Source organism: Rhodospirillales bacterium, from assembly GCA_023898785.1.
GTDB lineage: Bacteria > Pseudomonadota > Alphaproteobacteria > Micavibrionales > Micavibrionaceae > TMED27.
This window is the reverse complement of record CP060239.1, coordinates 1,844,212-1,859,709: the sequence shown is the minus strand read 5'-3', so window position 1 is coordinate 1,859,709 and position 15,498 is coordinate 1,844,212. Positions and strand designations below refer to the sequence as shown.

Sequence of the window (15,498 nt, the reverse complement as noted above, 5' to 3'; positions counted from 1 at the left end):
GGCTTTGGATGATTCTTCAGCTTCAGCCCCTTCCAGTAACAAAAGCAACCACACTACAACTTTATTGAAAACATTATGGCCAGAACACGTACAATCCGCCGCGCGCCTAAACGCCGCTCTACCCGCAAAAAACAACCTTTTTTACTAAAGTTTTTGCCTGAAAGCCTCCAGGCTTTCATCGCCCGACGTTTTGTTGACGGATTTGCCTCAGCATCGACACTCAGCGGATTGTTCATCTTACTGGCCCTGATCAGCTATAACCCTGCAGACCCTTCATGGAATACCGCCAGCAGCGAGGGAAATGATGAAATATCAAACTGGATGGGTGCTTCCGGCGCATGGCTCGCCGACCTGTTTTTACAAACGCTCGGCATCGGCGCTGCCCTGTTCTCTCTTGTCCTGATTTCATGGGGTATCCGCAGCTTTAACCGCCAGCCCTTACACCCGCTTTGGCTCCGAACCATCGCCCTGCTCACAGGCGCTCTCTTTTGCGCCATCGCCTTTTCACAAATGCCCTCCGGCGACTGGATCGCCCACCCCTACATGGGCTCAACTCTGGGCACACTTATCCTCAGCAAAGCCGGCCTGGCCGGACAAGAAATTTCTCCCTGGCTCAGCCCGCTCGTCATCACAACAATCGCCACAATAATCGCCCTGCCTTTGGCTGTCTATGCCAGCGCCACAAAAATGAATGAGATTGGTTATCTCATTCAAAAAAGTTGGCGTCTTATAGTGCATACAGCGCTATTTATTATCGCTGCGGCCTACAGATTCCAACAATGGCTTGCCCACCATAACAATCCAGATTACCGCCCTGACCCTCTCGCCCCGTTCAAAGCTTTTCCGATAAAAATACCGCAAAAACTGGCAACACGTACGCCCCCACAAATCAGCACCCCACAAACCCAGAATGCCGCCGCCATAAACCAGGTGCCAACGCCACCAACACCTGCTCCAATGGCCAAACCCGCAGAGCCAATTCCTGTTGTCACGCCACAGACAAGCGGCACACATAACGCCAGCCCACAACAACGTTTCAGCCTCTCGGATGTTGAAAACTGGGAACTGCCGAACCTTAATCTCTTACAGGCCGTCGGGACAGACAATCAATCCCCGCAGCTCAATGAAAACGCCCTGCGGCGTAATGCGGAGCTACTGCAAAACGTACTGGCGGATTTCAATATCGAAGGCGAAATTACCTCCATCCACCCCGGCCCTGTTGTCACGCTTTACGAACTCGAACCCGCACCGGGTACAAAATCCTCCAAAGTCATTGGACTGGCCGATGACATCGCCCGCTCTATGTCCGCCATCTCTGTACGCGTCGCTGTCGTGCCAGGCCGCAACGTCATCGGCATCGAACTACCCAACAAAAACCGCCAAATCGTTTATATGCAGGAACTCCTGACCACATCACTCTATGAAAAAACCAGCGCAGGCCTGCCGCTGGCTCTTGGTAAAGACATTAGCGGCCAGCCTATCGTCGCCGACCTCGCCAAAATGCCTCACCTCCTGGTTGCCGGGACCACTGGCTCGGGGAAATCCGTGGCCGTGAATACCATGATCCTCTCACTGCTCTACCGCCTGCCACCGGAAAAATGCCGCTTCATCATGATCGACCCCAAAATGCTCGAACTCTCCGTCTATGACGGCATCCCGCACTTGCTCGCCCCCGTTGTAACCGAACCCGGCAAAGCCGTCGTCGCCCTCAAATGGACGGTGGCGGAGATGGAAGAACGCTACCGCTCTATGTCTAAGCTCGGCGTACGCAATATCAACGGCTATAATGAACGCGTCCGCGAAGCCGTCAAAAAAGGCGAAAAAATCATGCAAAAAGTCCAGACCGGTTTCACGCCCGATACCGGCGCACCAATCTTCGAAGATCAGGAAATGGACCTTTCCGAACTGCCCTATATCGTCGTCATCGTCGACGAATTTGCCGACCTCATGCTCGTCGCAGGCAAAGACGTTGAAAGCGCCATCCAGCGCCTCGCCCAGATGGCCCGCGCAGCCGGAATCCATTTGATCATGGCCACGCAGCGCCCTTCAGTCGATGTCATCACCGGCGTCATCAAAGCCAACTTCCCGACCCGTATTTCCTTTCAGGTCACATCAAAAGTCGATTCACGAACTATTCTGGGCGAAGGCGGCGCCGAACAACTTCTGGGTATGGGCGACATGCTCTATATGGCCCCGGGCGGACGCATCACACGCGTACACGGCCCGTTCGTCAGCGATGACGACGTCGAATGCGTAGTCAGCGACCTCAAATCCAAAGCCGAGCCCTCTTACATCGATTCCATCACTGACAGCGATTTTAGCGATGCCAGCGAAGTCATGCAGGCCATCTTCGATGATCGGGGTGGGACAGGCGAAAAAATAGATGAGCTTTATGATGAAGCCGTCGCCCTCGTCGCACGCGAAGGCAAAGCCTCCACCAGCTTCGTTCAACGTTATTTGCAAATCGGCTATAACCGCGCCGCACGCATTATCGAGGAAATGGAACGCCAGGGTGTGATCTCAAAAGCCAACGCCACCGGCAAACGCGAAGTCTTGATCAGCGATTTCTCCGACGCGGGTTGATCGAATAAAACACGGCAAATACCACAAAATACCGCCCAGTCTGTATTTTAAAATATCTCGCAGACACGCAAACATCAAATCCTGACCACCAAACAAATCTTTTACCAAAGGGTTTGCAAAGCCGCCTGCGTATACTATGTGTATGAGAGCAACAAAACAGGATACGCAAACATTGAGAATTCTTCTTCTAACAGCCCTCAGCGCTGCGCTAATTTTTCTACCTTACACAGGTCGGGCGGAAAAAACAGAAAGCTTCAACAAAGATGTGAAGATGGTCGAATCCTACCTGCAGAATTTATCGACCGCGCGTGCCCGCTTCGTACAAACCACCCATGACGGCACACAGCTTGTTGGAACTTTTTACCTCCAGCGTCCCGGCAAGCTCCGCTTTGAATATGACGAACCCATCAAGGATTTCGTCGTTGCCGACGGTTTTTTTATCTATTTCTATGATGCGGAATTGGGAGAACAAACCAACGCGCCCATCGGCCAGACATTAGCCGATTTTTTCCTGCGCAAAGATTTGTCACTGGAGGAAGACATTAAGGTCGAAAGCGTCCGGCGTAAAGGCGGCTTTTTACAGGTCCAGCTCATCCAGCGCTCCGACCCTGAAGCAGGCTCACTTACACTGGGCTTTAAAGAAGACCCGCTAACACTCAGTAAATGGCGAGTCGTAGACGGACAAGGCCTCATCACCGAAGTAGAGCTCTTCTATATGAAAACCGATATTAAGCACCCGGCAGATCTGTTTGTTTACGCTGATCCAGCGCGCGGCACCTCCGAATTTAATGATTAAAGCTTAGCAAATGCAGGACGGCCCTTTACAACATCTTATCAAAACACTCTCCGGCCTGCCCGGCCTAGGTAATCGCTCAGCCCGGCGCATCGCCCTGCATATGCTCGCCCATAAAAACCAAACCATGCTGCCACTGGCCGATTTACTGAAACGTACGGCCGAAGAAATCCGCACTTGCAGCATTTGCGGCAATCTCGATATGCCCGATCCTTGCAATATTTGCCAGGATGCCCGGCGCTCTAAAACGCAAATTTGCGTGGTTGCACAAGTCAGTGACCTCTGGGCAATCGAACGAACCTCGGCCTATAAAGGACAATATCATGTTCTGGGCGGATTACTCTCCGCACTTGATGGCATCGGCCCGAATCAACTCAACCTGAGCAGTCTAATCGCCCGCGCAGCCGATCCCGACATTACAGAAGTCATCCTCGCCCTCAGCGCGACCGTGGACGGCCAAAGCACAGCGCATTACATCGCCGATCACATCAACCGCCCGCAGTTGGAAGTCACCCACCTCGCCCACGGCGTACCGGTTGGCGGTGAGCTTGATTATCTCGACGACGGCACCATCACCACCGCCCTGCGTTCACGCAAAAAAAGCGTCTGATTACACCAGTCATAATAGAACATACCGACCGGTCGGTATGTTCTGGCTTAACTCTGCAATTTTAAAGGGTTCCGCTTAATTTTCAACGGTTTCATTAGGCTTGAAAACATGCTCAACAAGCCGCGTACCAGTAGGAACATCGATCAAGGAAACCAAAACTTCAGCAGGTTCAGCACGTCCCGAATCAATGTCTTTAAGCGCAGCAAGCTCCTGCGCAAAACGATTGGCGGCCTCGGTTGGCTCCGTCTCATAAATCGGACGTTGCAACAACAAACTATATTCATTCTTGGCCGTTTGCCCGATAATGTCACTCTGTCGGCGCAAAAGCACCAAATACTGACACAGCTTCGCCACAGCAAACTCAGCCGCATATGAACCGCTCCCTTCAAGCAACTCCTTATAATTATTTAAAGAAATCTGTAAAATAAACGTCCGTTCACCATAACGATCCGCACGATCCATCGCTGAAAGAAACAGCTGATTAAAGGCCGATTTAGCAATCACACCACCGGCACTGGGAAAATCTTCAGATTCATCGCCAATACGCTGGACTAATTTAATCAAACGCTTGGCATTATCCATCTTTTGCAAAAGAAGCGCCGAATCAATCGGTTTTTTAAGAAAATCATTCGAACCGCTCTTAAGCGCTTCTTCTTGAGAAATACTCTGCGATATTAAAACGATATAAGGGTAATTTTTAACACTGCGCCGCGCATTTAAAATCATAGGCCGTGGACTTGTCAGAGGACTGGGATCAAACAAAACCACATCAAAATCATCTCCTGCAAGCCTTTCAACCGCATTATTTTTCATCGGTTCCTCGACAACCTGATGCCCAATTGCCTCAAGCTTGGAACGAATAAGTTGCGTAGACATATCATCCTGATCAACGACTAAAACTTTCATAGTGCTGTTCTTCCCCTATATCGAACAAATCTCTCCCATTATGATCGTTTAAAATTAATAAAATGCAAAGGCCTAATTTATAGAACTTTCTCAAATCCCGTATTTGACAACCTTGTCTGAGTACGATAGACAATCACTCACTTTGAATGAATGTGCCCAGGTGGCGGAATTGGTAGACGCGCTAGCTTCAGGTGCTAGTTCCCCTTGTGGGAGTGAAGGTTCAAGTCCTTTCCTGGGCACCATTGATTTTCTTATATAAAAAGACGACTATTAAGAAAATTGAAGGCTGAAACAGCATATGAAAAGAGGCTGCAGCGTAACTTTCATACAATAAAAAGGCGTATAAATGAGTATTACCCTCCATAAAGGCGACATCCCGGCAGATCTTAATTTTGGCAATGCTCTGGCCATAGACACGGAAACTCTGGGCTTAGCCCCACATCGTGACCCATTATGCCTTGTACAACTCTCCAGCGGTGACGGCAAAGCCCACATCGTTCAGCTTAACCGCGAAACCTATGCTGCTCCAAACCTCAAAACGCTGTTAGCCGACGAAAAAACGTTGAAAATCTTTCATTTTGCGCGCTTCGACATTGCCGTAATTAAAAAATATCTTGAGGTCGATTGCGCCCCGATTTATTGCACACGTACAGCTTCACGACTCGCGCGCACCTATACCGACCGCCACGGCCTGCGCGACTGTTGCCGGGAATTGCTCGGCATTGAACTCAATAAACAACAACAATCCTCAGATTGGGGAGCAGAAGACCTCAAAGACGTACAGCTCAAATACGCGGCCAATGACGTTCTCCACCTCCACGAACTCAAAGAACGTCTTGACATCATGCTAAAGCGCGAAGATCGCATCGATCTTGCACAAAAATGCTTTGACTTCCTGCCCATACGTGCCGCGCTAGACCTGGCTGGATGGAGTAATGAAGATATTTTCGAACACTAAAAGCTGCCACGCTCAAACAATATAACGCGCGCGAACATTGAAAGACGAGCCATGAATACACCGGCCCCCAAAAACATGCAAAATCAAAGCGATCAAGACCACGCCCGCACTGTTCTGCAAACAGAGATAGAAGGCCTCAGTGCGCTCAAAGATTCTCTCGACAAATGCTTCGATGAAACTGTTGAAACCATCCATACAATGAAACAATCAGGCAATCACGGTCGCCTCATCATTGCAGGCATCGGCAAAAGTGGCCATGTTAGCCGTAAAATCGCTGCCACCCTCGCCTCCACCGGTACGCCTGCTTATTTTGTTCATCCCGGCGAAGCCAGCCACGGGGATATGGGCATGATAACCGAGCATGATGTGGTCCTCATGCTCTCCAATTCCGGCGAAAATACTGAGCTATCCGACCTCATTCACTACACGCGGCGCTATAATATCCCGTTGATCGCTATGACCTCCAACCCGCAAAGCACCTTGGCCACTCACGCCGATATATGCTTAAAACTACCCAAGGCCCCCGAAGCCTGTCCCAACGGCCTGGCCCCGACCACCTCGACCACCATGATGATCGCACTCGGCGATGCCCTCGCCGTTTCGCTGCTCCATCGCATGGGGCTGACGCCCGAACAATATAAAATCTTCCATCCGGGCGGAAAATTGGGCCAAAAACTCATGACCGTCGCCGAACTGATGATCCCCTATGACAACCTGCCCCTTGTCGACGAAACCGCGCAGATGGACAAGGCAATTTTAATGCTGAGTGAGAAAAACCTTGGATCGGTAATTATAATAAACGAAGACGGCGCCGTACAAGGCATCATCACCGACGGTGATCTTAAACGGCACATGGATGCAAATTTGCTGCAAAAACCCGTGACAAGAATCATGAGCACCAGCCCCAAAACCATTGAAAAATTCTCACTGGCCGTCGAAGCCGTCAATATTATGACAGAAAATCCCGGACACTATATCTCCAGCCTGCTGGTCATGGAAAACGGAAAACTCGCCGGAATGATCCGCCTACAAGATTGTATTCAAGCCGGACTTCTGTAATATACCCCATTCAATAGGGCGATTAAAGGCAAACAGGATGGACAACATCCAACAAAAAAATAATCAGAATCATGCGGCTGAGGCACATACAGGCGGCCCTATAAAATTCAGCCAGCTCACCCGCGCCGAAAGCTCCCGTAGCCACGAGGGAATGCGACGCTACTCTGCCTTCATCCGCTCTCTGGGCATCGCACTCCCCCTCATCGCCATCGCAATCACAGCCATTGTCTTTTCATGGGACGTCCTGAAAACGAACGACATCGCCGCCGTGCCCGATATTAAAACCGCTAAAACCATTGGCAAAAACGAATTGCTTAACCCCAAATTCGACAGCGTCGATAATAAAAACCAGCCCTTTTACATCACCGCCAAACGTGCCCTGCAAGATCAGGACGATGCGCTGATGCTGCTCGATGAACCCATGGCCGACATCGCACTCAATAACGGCAACTGGCTGGCCGTCACCGCGCGTCAAGGTGCCTATCGCCAGGAAACCCAGCGCCTCCTGCTCAAAGACAACGTCACACTCTTTCATGATGCAGGCTATAAAGTCACCACCCAGGAACTTGACGTCGACATGAACGTCGGCACCGCTCAAACCGAAACATCCATTTCAGGGCACGGCCCTCTAGGCACACTAAACGCCAAAGGCATGCACGCTGATTCCAAAACACAAACGCTAATATTTACAGGCCCGGCAAAGCTTGTCATTTATGACACCAAAACCTCAGGCGCAGGGAAAGTACTCAAACCATGAAATGCAAACCGTTTTTCATTTTAATCCTTTTACTCACGCTAAGCGCAGCAAACGCACAGGCTCAAGGCCTAAACACAAATTCAAAAGACCCTCTCGAGATCACCGCCGATGGGACCCTCGAATGGCTGCGCGGAGAAAAACTGTTTGTCGCCACAAAAAATGCCCGCGCGAAGCAAGGAGACGCTTCTGTCGAAGGAGGACGTCTTAGCGCATATTACCGCGAAGGCAAAGATGGCAATAACATGCAAATCTGGAAAGTCACCGCCGACACAAACGTCATTTTGAAAAACCGTGACACCATAATATACGGCGAAAATGCACACTATGATTTAGACCAGAGCCTCGCCACCATGACCGGAGGCAACCTCAAAATGATTTCACCCGATCAAACCGTTACCGCGCGTGATAAATTCGAATATTGGGCCGCCGACGGCCGCGTCAACGCCATCGGCAACGCGCAAGTCGTGCGCCCCAAAATCGGCGGCGGCCAGGACACCCTGCGTGCCGACAAAATCTCCGCCGTGCTTAAGAACAATGCCGGGAGTCAGCAAGTCCTCCACTCTTTAGAAGCCATCGGCAATGTCGTCATCATAACGCCAACCGAAACCGTCACCGGCGCTTACGGTATCTATAAAGCCGATACCAATATTGCCGAACTGACCGGCGGCGTTAAAATTCTACGCGGACCCAATACGCTCGAAGGCCAGCGCGCCGTAGTCAATCTGAACACCAATATCAGCACCATCCACGGCGGAGATCAAACCACCGAAGTGCCCGGCAAAGGCCAGGTACGCGGCGTTTTCTACCCCGGATCGCAAGATAAAACTGATACCCCCTAGTCTTTTTGTTAGGATATGAACATGGAATTTATAATGCTTTGGCTCGTTTTCGCTTCAATCAATCTCGCCGCAACAATATCACCCGGCCCGGCCTTCGTCATCACATTGCGCAATGCCATGGCCTATGATCGCAAAACCGGAATCTTCACCGCAATCGGCCTCGGCCTTGGTGTTGCCATCCATGCCATTTTCGCCCTGGCCGGCATCGCCGTAATTCTGGCACAGTCCGTATTCATTTTTAATGTCATAAAATATATAGGCGCAACTTACCTGATCTATATCGGCATCAAAGCCCTCCAAGCCAATAAACACAACAACAAAGCCGTAAACGCCCAAAAACAAAGCAATGGCAAGACCAATATTTCAACCTACAAAGCCTTGCAAATCGGCTTCCTAACCAATGTACTAAATCCCAAAGCTTTGGTCTTTTTCCCTGCCTTTTACATGCAGTTTATCTCGTCCGAAACAAGCCTGACATGGCTAACCGCCTTTGGTATAACATCAATACTAACCGAAATCATTTGGTTCAGCCTCGTCACAATCGTACTCACCAACCCCCACATCAAAGCCCGCTTCATGCGCATCGCCCACTGGATTGAGCGCATCTGCGGTGGACTTCTCTTAGCGCTTGGTGTACGTTTAGCCTTAAGTAAAATACATTAAAGACCAAGCTAACCGCATGATCGCCACACCCACAAAACCACCACGCCGCAAAGAAGTCCCACTGAAAGTGGTCAAGGAAGGTCTGTGCGTACAGCACCTCTCCAAAGCCTATAAAAAACGCCCTGTCCTGCGCGACGTTTCATTCTGCCTTAAGCGCGGCGAAGTCGTCGCCCTGCTCGGCCCCAACGGCGCTGGTAAAACCACGTGTTTCTACATAACCACCGGACTGATAGCCCCGGACGGCGGCTATATCCTGTTAGATGGCCAAGACATCACCGCCCTGCCGATGTACCGCCGCGCCCGCCTAGGCATCGGCTACCTGCCGCAAGAATCCTCGATTTTCCGCGGCCTCAATGTTGAGGAAAATCTCCGCGCTGTTTTGGAATCTCAAAATCTCAACTCCGAAGACCAGAACCTCCTGCTCGAAGAACTCTTAAGCGAATTCGGCATTGAACATTTGCGGCGTACACCCTCCCCGGCCTTGTCCGGCGGCGAACGCCGCCGCGTCGAAATCGCCCGCGCTCTGGCCGCCCGTCCAGACTTCATCCTGCTTGATGAACCGCTGGCTGGAATAGACCCCATCGCCGTCGGAGAAATCCGAAATCTCATCTCACACCTGAAAGAACGCGGCATTGGCGTCCTGATTACCGACCACAATGTCCGCGACTGCCTGGGCATCGTTGACCGCGCCTATATCCTGCACGATGGAAAAGTCCTTATGGAAGGAAACGCCGAAGAAATTATCAGCGACAAAAACGTCCGCCGCGTCTATCTCGGTGAAGGCTTTAAACTATAATTAGACCACAATCGTGGTATAATGACCGCATGAGTAAGCTCTCCCAAAACCTCAATCTCGGCCAATCGCAGGCACTCGTCATGACCCCGCAGCTGCAGCAGGCCATCAAGCTTCTGCAACTCAGCAATGTTGAGCTGACCGAGGTCGTCGAAGAAGAACTGGCCACCAACCCGCTGCTCGAAAAAGATGAACGCACATCTGAAGACAACGACAGTGAAAACGCGCCGGAAAAACACGGCGAACAAGACGAAATCGACGAAGCCTTTGAAAAATCAAACACCAATGATGATTTTGACCCCGGCTCCTCCATGGCCGACATCGGCGCAGGCGGTAATTCAAAATTTGAGGACATTGAAAATGCCTTTGAAAACCGTATGTCCGAAGATAAAACCCTGCGCCAACACTTAATCGACCAGCTCCACATGACCTTTGAAGATAACCGCGACCACATGATCGGTGCGCTCCTCATCGACCATCTCGACGAAAGCGGCTACCTGCGCGAAGACCCCGAAGAACTCGCTGAAAAACTCGGCTGCTCGATCGAACGTATAAACACCCTCATCCGTGAACTCAAAGGTTTTGACCCCACTGGCATCTTCGCCCATGATCTCGCCGATTGCATGGCGCTTCAGCTTTCCGAACGCGGCCAGCTTGATGGCCCAATGACCACGCTCCTTGACCATCTCGACATGCTCGCAAATCATGATTTTAAAGGTCTGGCAGAAATTTGCGGTGTCAACGAAACCTACCTCAAAGACATGATTGAAGAAATCCGCAGCCTTAACCCCAAACCGGCCGCAGAATTCGACCACCTCGTCGTTCAGACCGCCATTCCCGACGTAATCATGAAGCGCCTGCCCAAAAACCTCGGCGGCGGCTGGCGCGTCGAACTCAACACGGAAACCCTTCCCCGCGTATTGGTCAATAACGAATACTACGCCGAAGTCGCACGGTCCGCGACCCAGAAAAAGGATAAGGAATATCTAACCACCCAGCTCCAAAACGCCAACTGGCTGGTGCGCGCAATGGATCAACGCGCCCAAACCATTCTCAAGGTCGCAGCCGAAATCATCGAACAGCAAGACGGCTTTTTCAATTACGGTATCGAATTTCTCAAACCCCTCAAACTCTCTGATATAGCCGCCGAAATCGACATGCACGAAAGCACGGTTTCCCGCGTCACCACCAACAAATATATCGGTACGCCGCGCGGCATTTTCGAACTGAAATATTTCTTCTCCACCGCCCTGGTTTCTGAAAGCGGCGCGGCCCACAGCGCAGAGGCTGTCAAGGCCCGTATTAAAACCCTCACCGATGAAGAAGACCCGAAGAAAATCCTTTCTGACGATAAAATCGTCGCAATCCTTAAAGATGAAGGCATAGACCTAGCCCGAAGAACTGTGGCCAAATACCGCGAGGCCATGCATATCGGCTCATCCGTCCAGCGCCGCAAACAAAAGAAACATTTAGCGCCTTAAACGCCGAAACGCGTTGCATTCCGCCCGCCGAAGGTGCTAAATTGTGACCAGAAAAAACACATACACATAAGAGGAAGACCAAATGGAACTCAATGTTCATGGCAAACAAATTGACGTCGGTGATGCTCTGCGCACCCATGTTGAGGACAAGCTCGAAGACCTCAACCAGAAATATTTTAATCACGCAACCTTCGCAACTGTAACCTTCTCAAGAGAAGGCCACGGCAAAGCAAGTACAAAAGCGCATATTTCGGTTCAGCTCGGCAAAAACATTATGGTCGTCGCCGATGCAACCGACCCGGACCCTTACGCATCTTTCGAAGCCGCAGCTGAAAAAGTCGGCAAACAAATGCGTCGCTATAAACGCAAATTACGTGACCATCATGAACGCCTCGAACAAACGCCTGAAAACGAAATCTTTAAGGCCCGTGACTACGTTCTGGCAGCAGCCTCCGAACAGGATGACGAGCCCGAGGAAAGTCTCGACCAAGAGCCTTTGGTCATTGCCGAAATGACCAAAGACATCGAAACAATGAGTGTTTCCGAAGCCGTCATGCGTCTGGATCTGTCCGGCGAACCATTCTTGGTATTCTTTAACGCCAAAAATGGCACTCTGAACATTGTCCACGCCCGCGAAGATGGCAATATCGGCTGGATCGATCCTGAAAACGGTGAAAATTGATCAAAAACCTGTCAGAAAAAACTTTTTTCACTATCCACAAATTTAAAAATTTTTCTTTTCGGGGGCCCAAAAAGCCCCCGAATACTTTTTTCATAGACATTAAAGCATCAAAAATTAACTCCAGCAAAAATCCTCGCAAAACCGCGCCCATATTCAAAAAATCTAATGATGCATCGCAGCATATTTTTCCCTGGACCCGCCCATAATATAACAGTACTGACATGCTCAACAACACTCTGGGTTGTTTGAAAAATCAAACAAATCTAAACGTTGGGGAAATAAAAATATGAACGACTATAACCGTGATTTGCAATTTGATGTCATAATGCCGAACTTACGCGCCATCAGTGCAAAACAAGTCCTTATGATATGCGCAAAAGAAGCTGAAAAACATCTCGGCACCCCCGCATCAATGCTATTCAAACTCATGGTCGCCAAAGAGACCCAATCAAACTCTGGAATCGGTGAAAACGTCGCCATTCCCGACATCCAAATCCGCGGCCCGAAAAAACCGTTCACCATGCTGGCAACGCTTGCTCACCCTATTGACTTTAATGCCGCTGATAATCAGCCTGTTGATATAGTTGGTTTTGTATTGTCTCCGGAAAGTGATGGTCCTCGCCACCTTCGGCGACTCTCGCGCATCTCCAGATTGCTAAAAAATCAAGACCTGCACCGCAAACTTCACGAATCTCACGACCAACAAACCATAAACACCTTGCTCATGGACCCCGACGGATGGTTAATGGCGGCATAAGATACAGCCTCTCCCAAAAGAAACCCCGCATTCAATGCGGGGGCCCTATAATCTCTCCCTCTTCCACCGTCATCGCAAGCGTAGCAAAGCAATCCACAAAACACCTCCGCCTCTCCGCTCCTCCGCGTAAATTTCTTAAAACAAAACCGCCTTTAATAACAAGGCGGTTTTTTACATTCCAAACTACTAATGCTTAATGCAAGATTGCGGATTCTAAATCATTATGACGAATGATATGCAGCGCTTCTTCCAGACTATCCATGACAGACAGCGGCGTCCCATCAGCCGCATGCACCGCAAAACCATCACGGCCATCAACATGAATTTCGCGTACATACGCAATATTCTGCACACCATAAGACAGGAAATCCTGCGGTGAAAGTTTTTTAAGATGTTCTGGTGTTTGTCTTTGATTGTTGATCATTTTATACCCTCATCAAGCTTTTAGTATAGCCCGTCTACGCCCTAAAAACATTAAAAATCGTACACAAAGACTAGGGTCAAAAATTTAATACGCGCAGAATGGATGAAAGCAATGAGTTTTGACCCTAAGATCTACTCGCCCCGCTTACCCTTCTTCTCCTCAGAATCAGACGCTTCGACATCAATCGCCTTGGGCAACACGCCGTTTTTCTTGACACCCTGAATCTCGATCTTGCGAGCGCTTGATTCCGGAATAACCCGCTCCAGATCTATATGAAGCAACCCGTTATCCAGCGATGCCCCGCGCACCTCAATCCCATCGGCCAGCACAAAGCTGCGCTGGAATTGTCGCCCCGCTATCCCGCGGTGCAAATACACACGCTCTTCATCCTCCTCAGGCTGCCGCCCGCGGATCACCAACTGATTACTCTCAACTTCAACATCGAGAGTCTCCATAGTAAACCCAGCCACAGCCAGCGTAATCCGCAAGCCGCTTTCGCCAATTTGTTCAATATTATAAGGAGGATAACCTTCTGCGCCAGATTTACGCATACGGTCAAATGTCTTTTCAATTTCGTCAAACCCCAAAAAAAGCGGGCTGTCGAACAACGTCAAACGTCCTGTACTCATTGTCTTGTCTCCTCATATGAGCGAGTTAAACCATCATATATGCAGCCCTTCATAGGCACCGCGCACCAATTATATAGGATTTTATAAATTTGAATCAAGCATCGCTGCGATAGCAGCTTTACGGGCCCTCTTTCACAAACAACCTGTTACAATAACTACACTCCACGCTATCCCGATCTTCAAAACTGTACCAAACCTTCGGATGACCAAAAGCACCCCCGCCACCATCACACAAAACGCCATCGCACGCTTCAGGCACACTTATAATCTCCGGGCTTTGCACATGCATACTATCAGTCATATTTTCGTAACCCTTTTACAATTTATTAGTTCATTACAGGTTATAACAACCCTAAGAACACTGTATTAAACCACATCTCGGAACCAAAACAATCATCAAATGAATGCGAAGACCGCCATAGAGTTTACAGACAACAAAACCGCACAGATGCGGCCGGACCAATATATCGAAATCACAATTGATATAGCGCGCACGCTCGAAAGCTGGAAAAACTCACTCTACAGCTTTGAATGGTTGGAAAATGACGGCTCAATTAAACCCTTAAACGCCTTAAGCGAAAACGAACAAGCCAAACGCCGGGCAGTTGAAGAAGCGCTCGAAACCGGACAGCCCCTCGAAAAACCGCTACTGGGCATCGGCATACTCGACAATATCGAAATCGGCTCAGGACGGGCAGTTCTCCTCACCCTGGCCGCTAAAGGGCAAACAACCATGCCCGTCCATATTCCAAAATCTTGCGAAAGCGATTTCAAAGCGTTTCGCGCTTAAGCCGAATTCAGCTATAATAAAAAAATGAAACACGCACGTACCAAACACCACCTTGATCATCAAAATGAAAGTGGCAATGTCCTGTTTTATATCCTGATTGCTGTCGCCTTAATTGCCGCACTATCCTTCGCCGTGGCCAACTCCACCCGCGGCAATATCAAACAACTCAACGCTGAACGCGCACGGCTCTACGCTACCGAAATAATCGAATTCGCCAACGTCATAGCCTCAGCCGTCAGCCAGATCCGCCTACGCGGCACAGATTTAAGCGCCCTGTGCTTTGACCACGCAAGCTGGGGGGCAAGCGACTATAACCACGCTGGATGCGGCGACGACCTCAATAAAATCTTCCACCCCAGCGGAGCCGGACTAACATGGACACAGGCTCCTTCCGAAGCTATGGATTCGACAGCAACGCCTGATAATCTCTGGCACATATATGGAGATAACGAAATTGAAAATGTCGGCACCACCTGCGGTGCAGCCGCTTGTGCAGATCTGATCCTGATCGTCGACGAACTCCAGCTTGTCGTCTGCCAGCAGCTCAACGACCTGCTTGGCGTGACAGATGCCTCGACAACCCCGCCAACCGACTCCGATTTTAGCGAAACCCGCTATATTGGCAGCTTCGGCTATAATGAAACCATTGGCGATGAAGCCGGCGGCGAACCGCTTGATGGCAAGCTCACCGGATGCTTCCAGAAAACAAACGCTCCAGCCGAATATGTTTTCTACAAAGTCCTGGTCGCCCGGTAAAAGCACCCTCCGTCATTG

Annotated in this window: 18 protein-coding genes and 1 tRNA gene; 15 read left to right on the top strand and 4 right to left on the bottom strand. The window is 50.1% G+C overall.

The features are described from left to right. The first annotated feature begins 75 nt into the window (after positions 1 to 75). The 3 genes from H6859_09300 (at position 76) to recR (ending at position 3,986) form a co-directional block, all read left to right on the top strand. Positions 76 to 2,583, top strand: coding sequence for a DNA translocase FtsK 4TM domain-containing protein (locus tag H6859_09300; GenBank protein USO05332.1), 2,508 nt, complete (start codon positions 76 to 78; stop codon positions 2,581 to 2,583). Between the two features lie 136 nt (positions 2,584 to 2,719). Further along, positions 2,720 to 3,379, top strand: coding sequence for an outer membrane lipoprotein carrier protein LolA (locus tag H6859_09295; protein USO05331.1), 660 nt, complete (start codon positions 2,720 to 2,722; stop codon positions 3,377 to 3,379). A gap of 10 nt (positions 3,380 to 3,389) precedes the next feature. Then, positions 3,390 to 3,986 carry a recombination protein RecR gene (gene recR / locus H6859_09290; GenBank protein ID USO05330.1) on the top strand — a complete coding sequence of 199 codons (597 nt, stop codon included), beginning with the start codon at positions 3,390 to 3,392 and terminating at the stop codon, positions 3,984 to 3,986. Between the two features lie 75 nt (positions 3,987 to 4,061). On the opposite strand, the gene H6859_09285 is transcribed toward recR, so the two are convergent. Beyond that, positions 4,062 to 4,892, bottom strand: coding sequence for a DNA-binding response regulator (locus H6859_09285; protein ID USO05329.1), 831 nt, complete (start codon positions 4,890 to 4,892; stop codon positions 4,062 to 4,064). Between the two features lie 154 nt (positions 4,893 to 5,046). Here H6859_09285 and H6859_09280 point away from each other — a divergent pair. From H6859_09280 to H6859_09235, 10 genes are all read left to right on the top strand, one after another. Continuing rightward, positions 5,047 to 5,134, top strand: a tRNA-Leu gene (locus H6859_09280). A 104-nt stretch (positions 5,135 to 5,238) separates the two neighbouring features. After that, entirely contained in the window at positions 5,239 to 5,850 is a 612-nt protein-coding gene (locus tag H6859_09275; protein USO05328.1) for a ribonuclease H-like domain-containing protein, read from the top strand. A gap of 75 nt (positions 5,851 to 5,925) precedes the next feature. Then, positions 5,926 to 6,909, top strand: a complete 984-nt coding sequence (locus H6859_09270) for a KpsF/GutQ family sugar-phosphate isomerase (GenBank protein USO06745.1) — start codon at positions 5,926 to 5,928, stop codon at positions 6,907 to 6,909. Positions 6,910 to 6,946: 37 nt separating this feature from the next. Beyond that, on the top strand, positions 6,947 to 7,666 hold the full coding sequence (gene lptC, locus H6859_09265) for an LPS export ABC transporter periplasmic protein LptC (GenBank protein USO05327.1): 720 nt from the start codon (positions 6,947 to 6,949) through the stop codon (positions 7,664 to 7,666). Continuing rightward, entirely contained in the window at positions 7,663 to 8,505 is an 843-nt protein-coding gene (locus tag H6859_09260; GenBank protein USO05326.1) for an ostA-like family protein, read from the top strand. The genes lptC and H6859_09260 overlap by 4 nt, the downstream gene beginning before the upstream one ends. Before the next feature lie 33 nt (positions 8,506 to 8,538). After that, complete coding sequence (locus tag H6859_09255; GenBank protein ID USO05325.1) at positions 8,539 to 9,168, top strand: LysE family translocator; 630 nt, start codon at positions 8,539 to 8,541, stop codon at positions 9,166 to 9,168. A 16-nt stretch (positions 9,169 to 9,184) separates the two neighbouring features. Then, positions 9,185 to 9,964, top strand: coding sequence for an LPS export ABC transporter ATP-binding protein (lptB, locus tag H6859_09250; GenBank protein USO05324.1), 780 nt, complete (start codon positions 9,185 to 9,187; stop codon positions 9,962 to 9,964). Between the two features lie 29 nt (positions 9,965 to 9,993). Next, a complete protein-coding gene (gene rpoN, locus H6859_09245; protein ID USO05323.1) occupies positions 9,994 to 11,442 on the top strand; it encodes an RNA polymerase factor sigma-54 in 1,449 nt (482 codons plus the stop codon). Between the two features lie 82 nt (positions 11,443 to 11,524). Beyond that, positions 11,525 to 12,124 carry a ribosome-associated translation inhibitor RaiA gene (raiA, locus tag H6859_09240; GenBank protein ID USO05322.1) on the top strand — a complete coding sequence of 200 codons (600 nt, stop codon included), beginning with the start codon at positions 11,525 to 11,527 and terminating at the stop codon, positions 12,122 to 12,124. A gap of 286 nt (positions 12,125 to 12,410) precedes the next feature. After that, positions 12,411 to 12,881, top strand: coding sequence for a PTS sugar transporter subunit IIA (locus H6859_09235; GenBank protein USO05321.1), 471 nt, complete (start codon positions 12,411 to 12,413; stop codon positions 12,879 to 12,881). Positions 12,882 to 13,074: 193 nt separating this feature from the next. Here the strand turns inward: H6859_09235 and H6859_09230 are convergent, their stop codons facing one another. The 3 genes from H6859_09230 to H6859_09220 all read right to left on the bottom strand — a co-directional run bounded on the left by H6859_09230 (position 13,075) and on the right by H6859_09220 (position 14,235). Continuing rightward, positions 13,075 to 13,305: a DUF1150 family protein gene (locus H6859_09230; GenBank protein USO05320.1), complete on the bottom strand. Its 231-nt coding sequence runs from the start codon at positions 13,303 to 13,305 to the stop codon at positions 13,075 to 13,077. A gap of 131 nt (positions 13,306 to 13,436) precedes the next feature. Continuing rightward, on the bottom strand, positions 13,437 to 13,934 hold the full coding sequence (locus H6859_09225) for an Hsp20 family protein (protein ID USO05319.1): 498 nt from the start codon (positions 13,932 to 13,934) through the stop codon (positions 13,437 to 13,439). 118 nt (positions 13,935 to 14,052) lie between these two features. After that, positions 14,053 to 14,235, bottom strand: a complete 183-nt coding sequence (locus tag H6859_09220) for a zinc-finger domain-containing protein (GenBank protein ID USO05318.1) — start codon at positions 14,233 to 14,235, stop codon at positions 14,053 to 14,055. Positions 14,236 to 14,334: 99 nt separating this feature from the next. On the opposite strand from H6859_09220, the gene H6859_09215 reads away from it, so the two are divergent. Further along, positions 14,335 to 14,724, top strand: coding sequence for a hypothetical protein (locus H6859_09215; protein USO05317.1), 390 nt, complete (start codon positions 14,335 to 14,337; stop codon positions 14,722 to 14,724). 24 nt (positions 14,725 to 14,748) lie between these two features. Beyond that, positions 14,749 to 15,480 carry a hypothetical protein gene (locus H6859_09210; GenBank protein USO05316.1) on the top strand — a complete coding sequence of 244 codons (732 nt, stop codon included), beginning with the start codon at positions 14,749 to 14,751 and terminating at the stop codon, positions 15,478 to 15,480. The last annotated feature ends 18 nt before the right edge of the window (positions 15,481 to 15,498 follow it).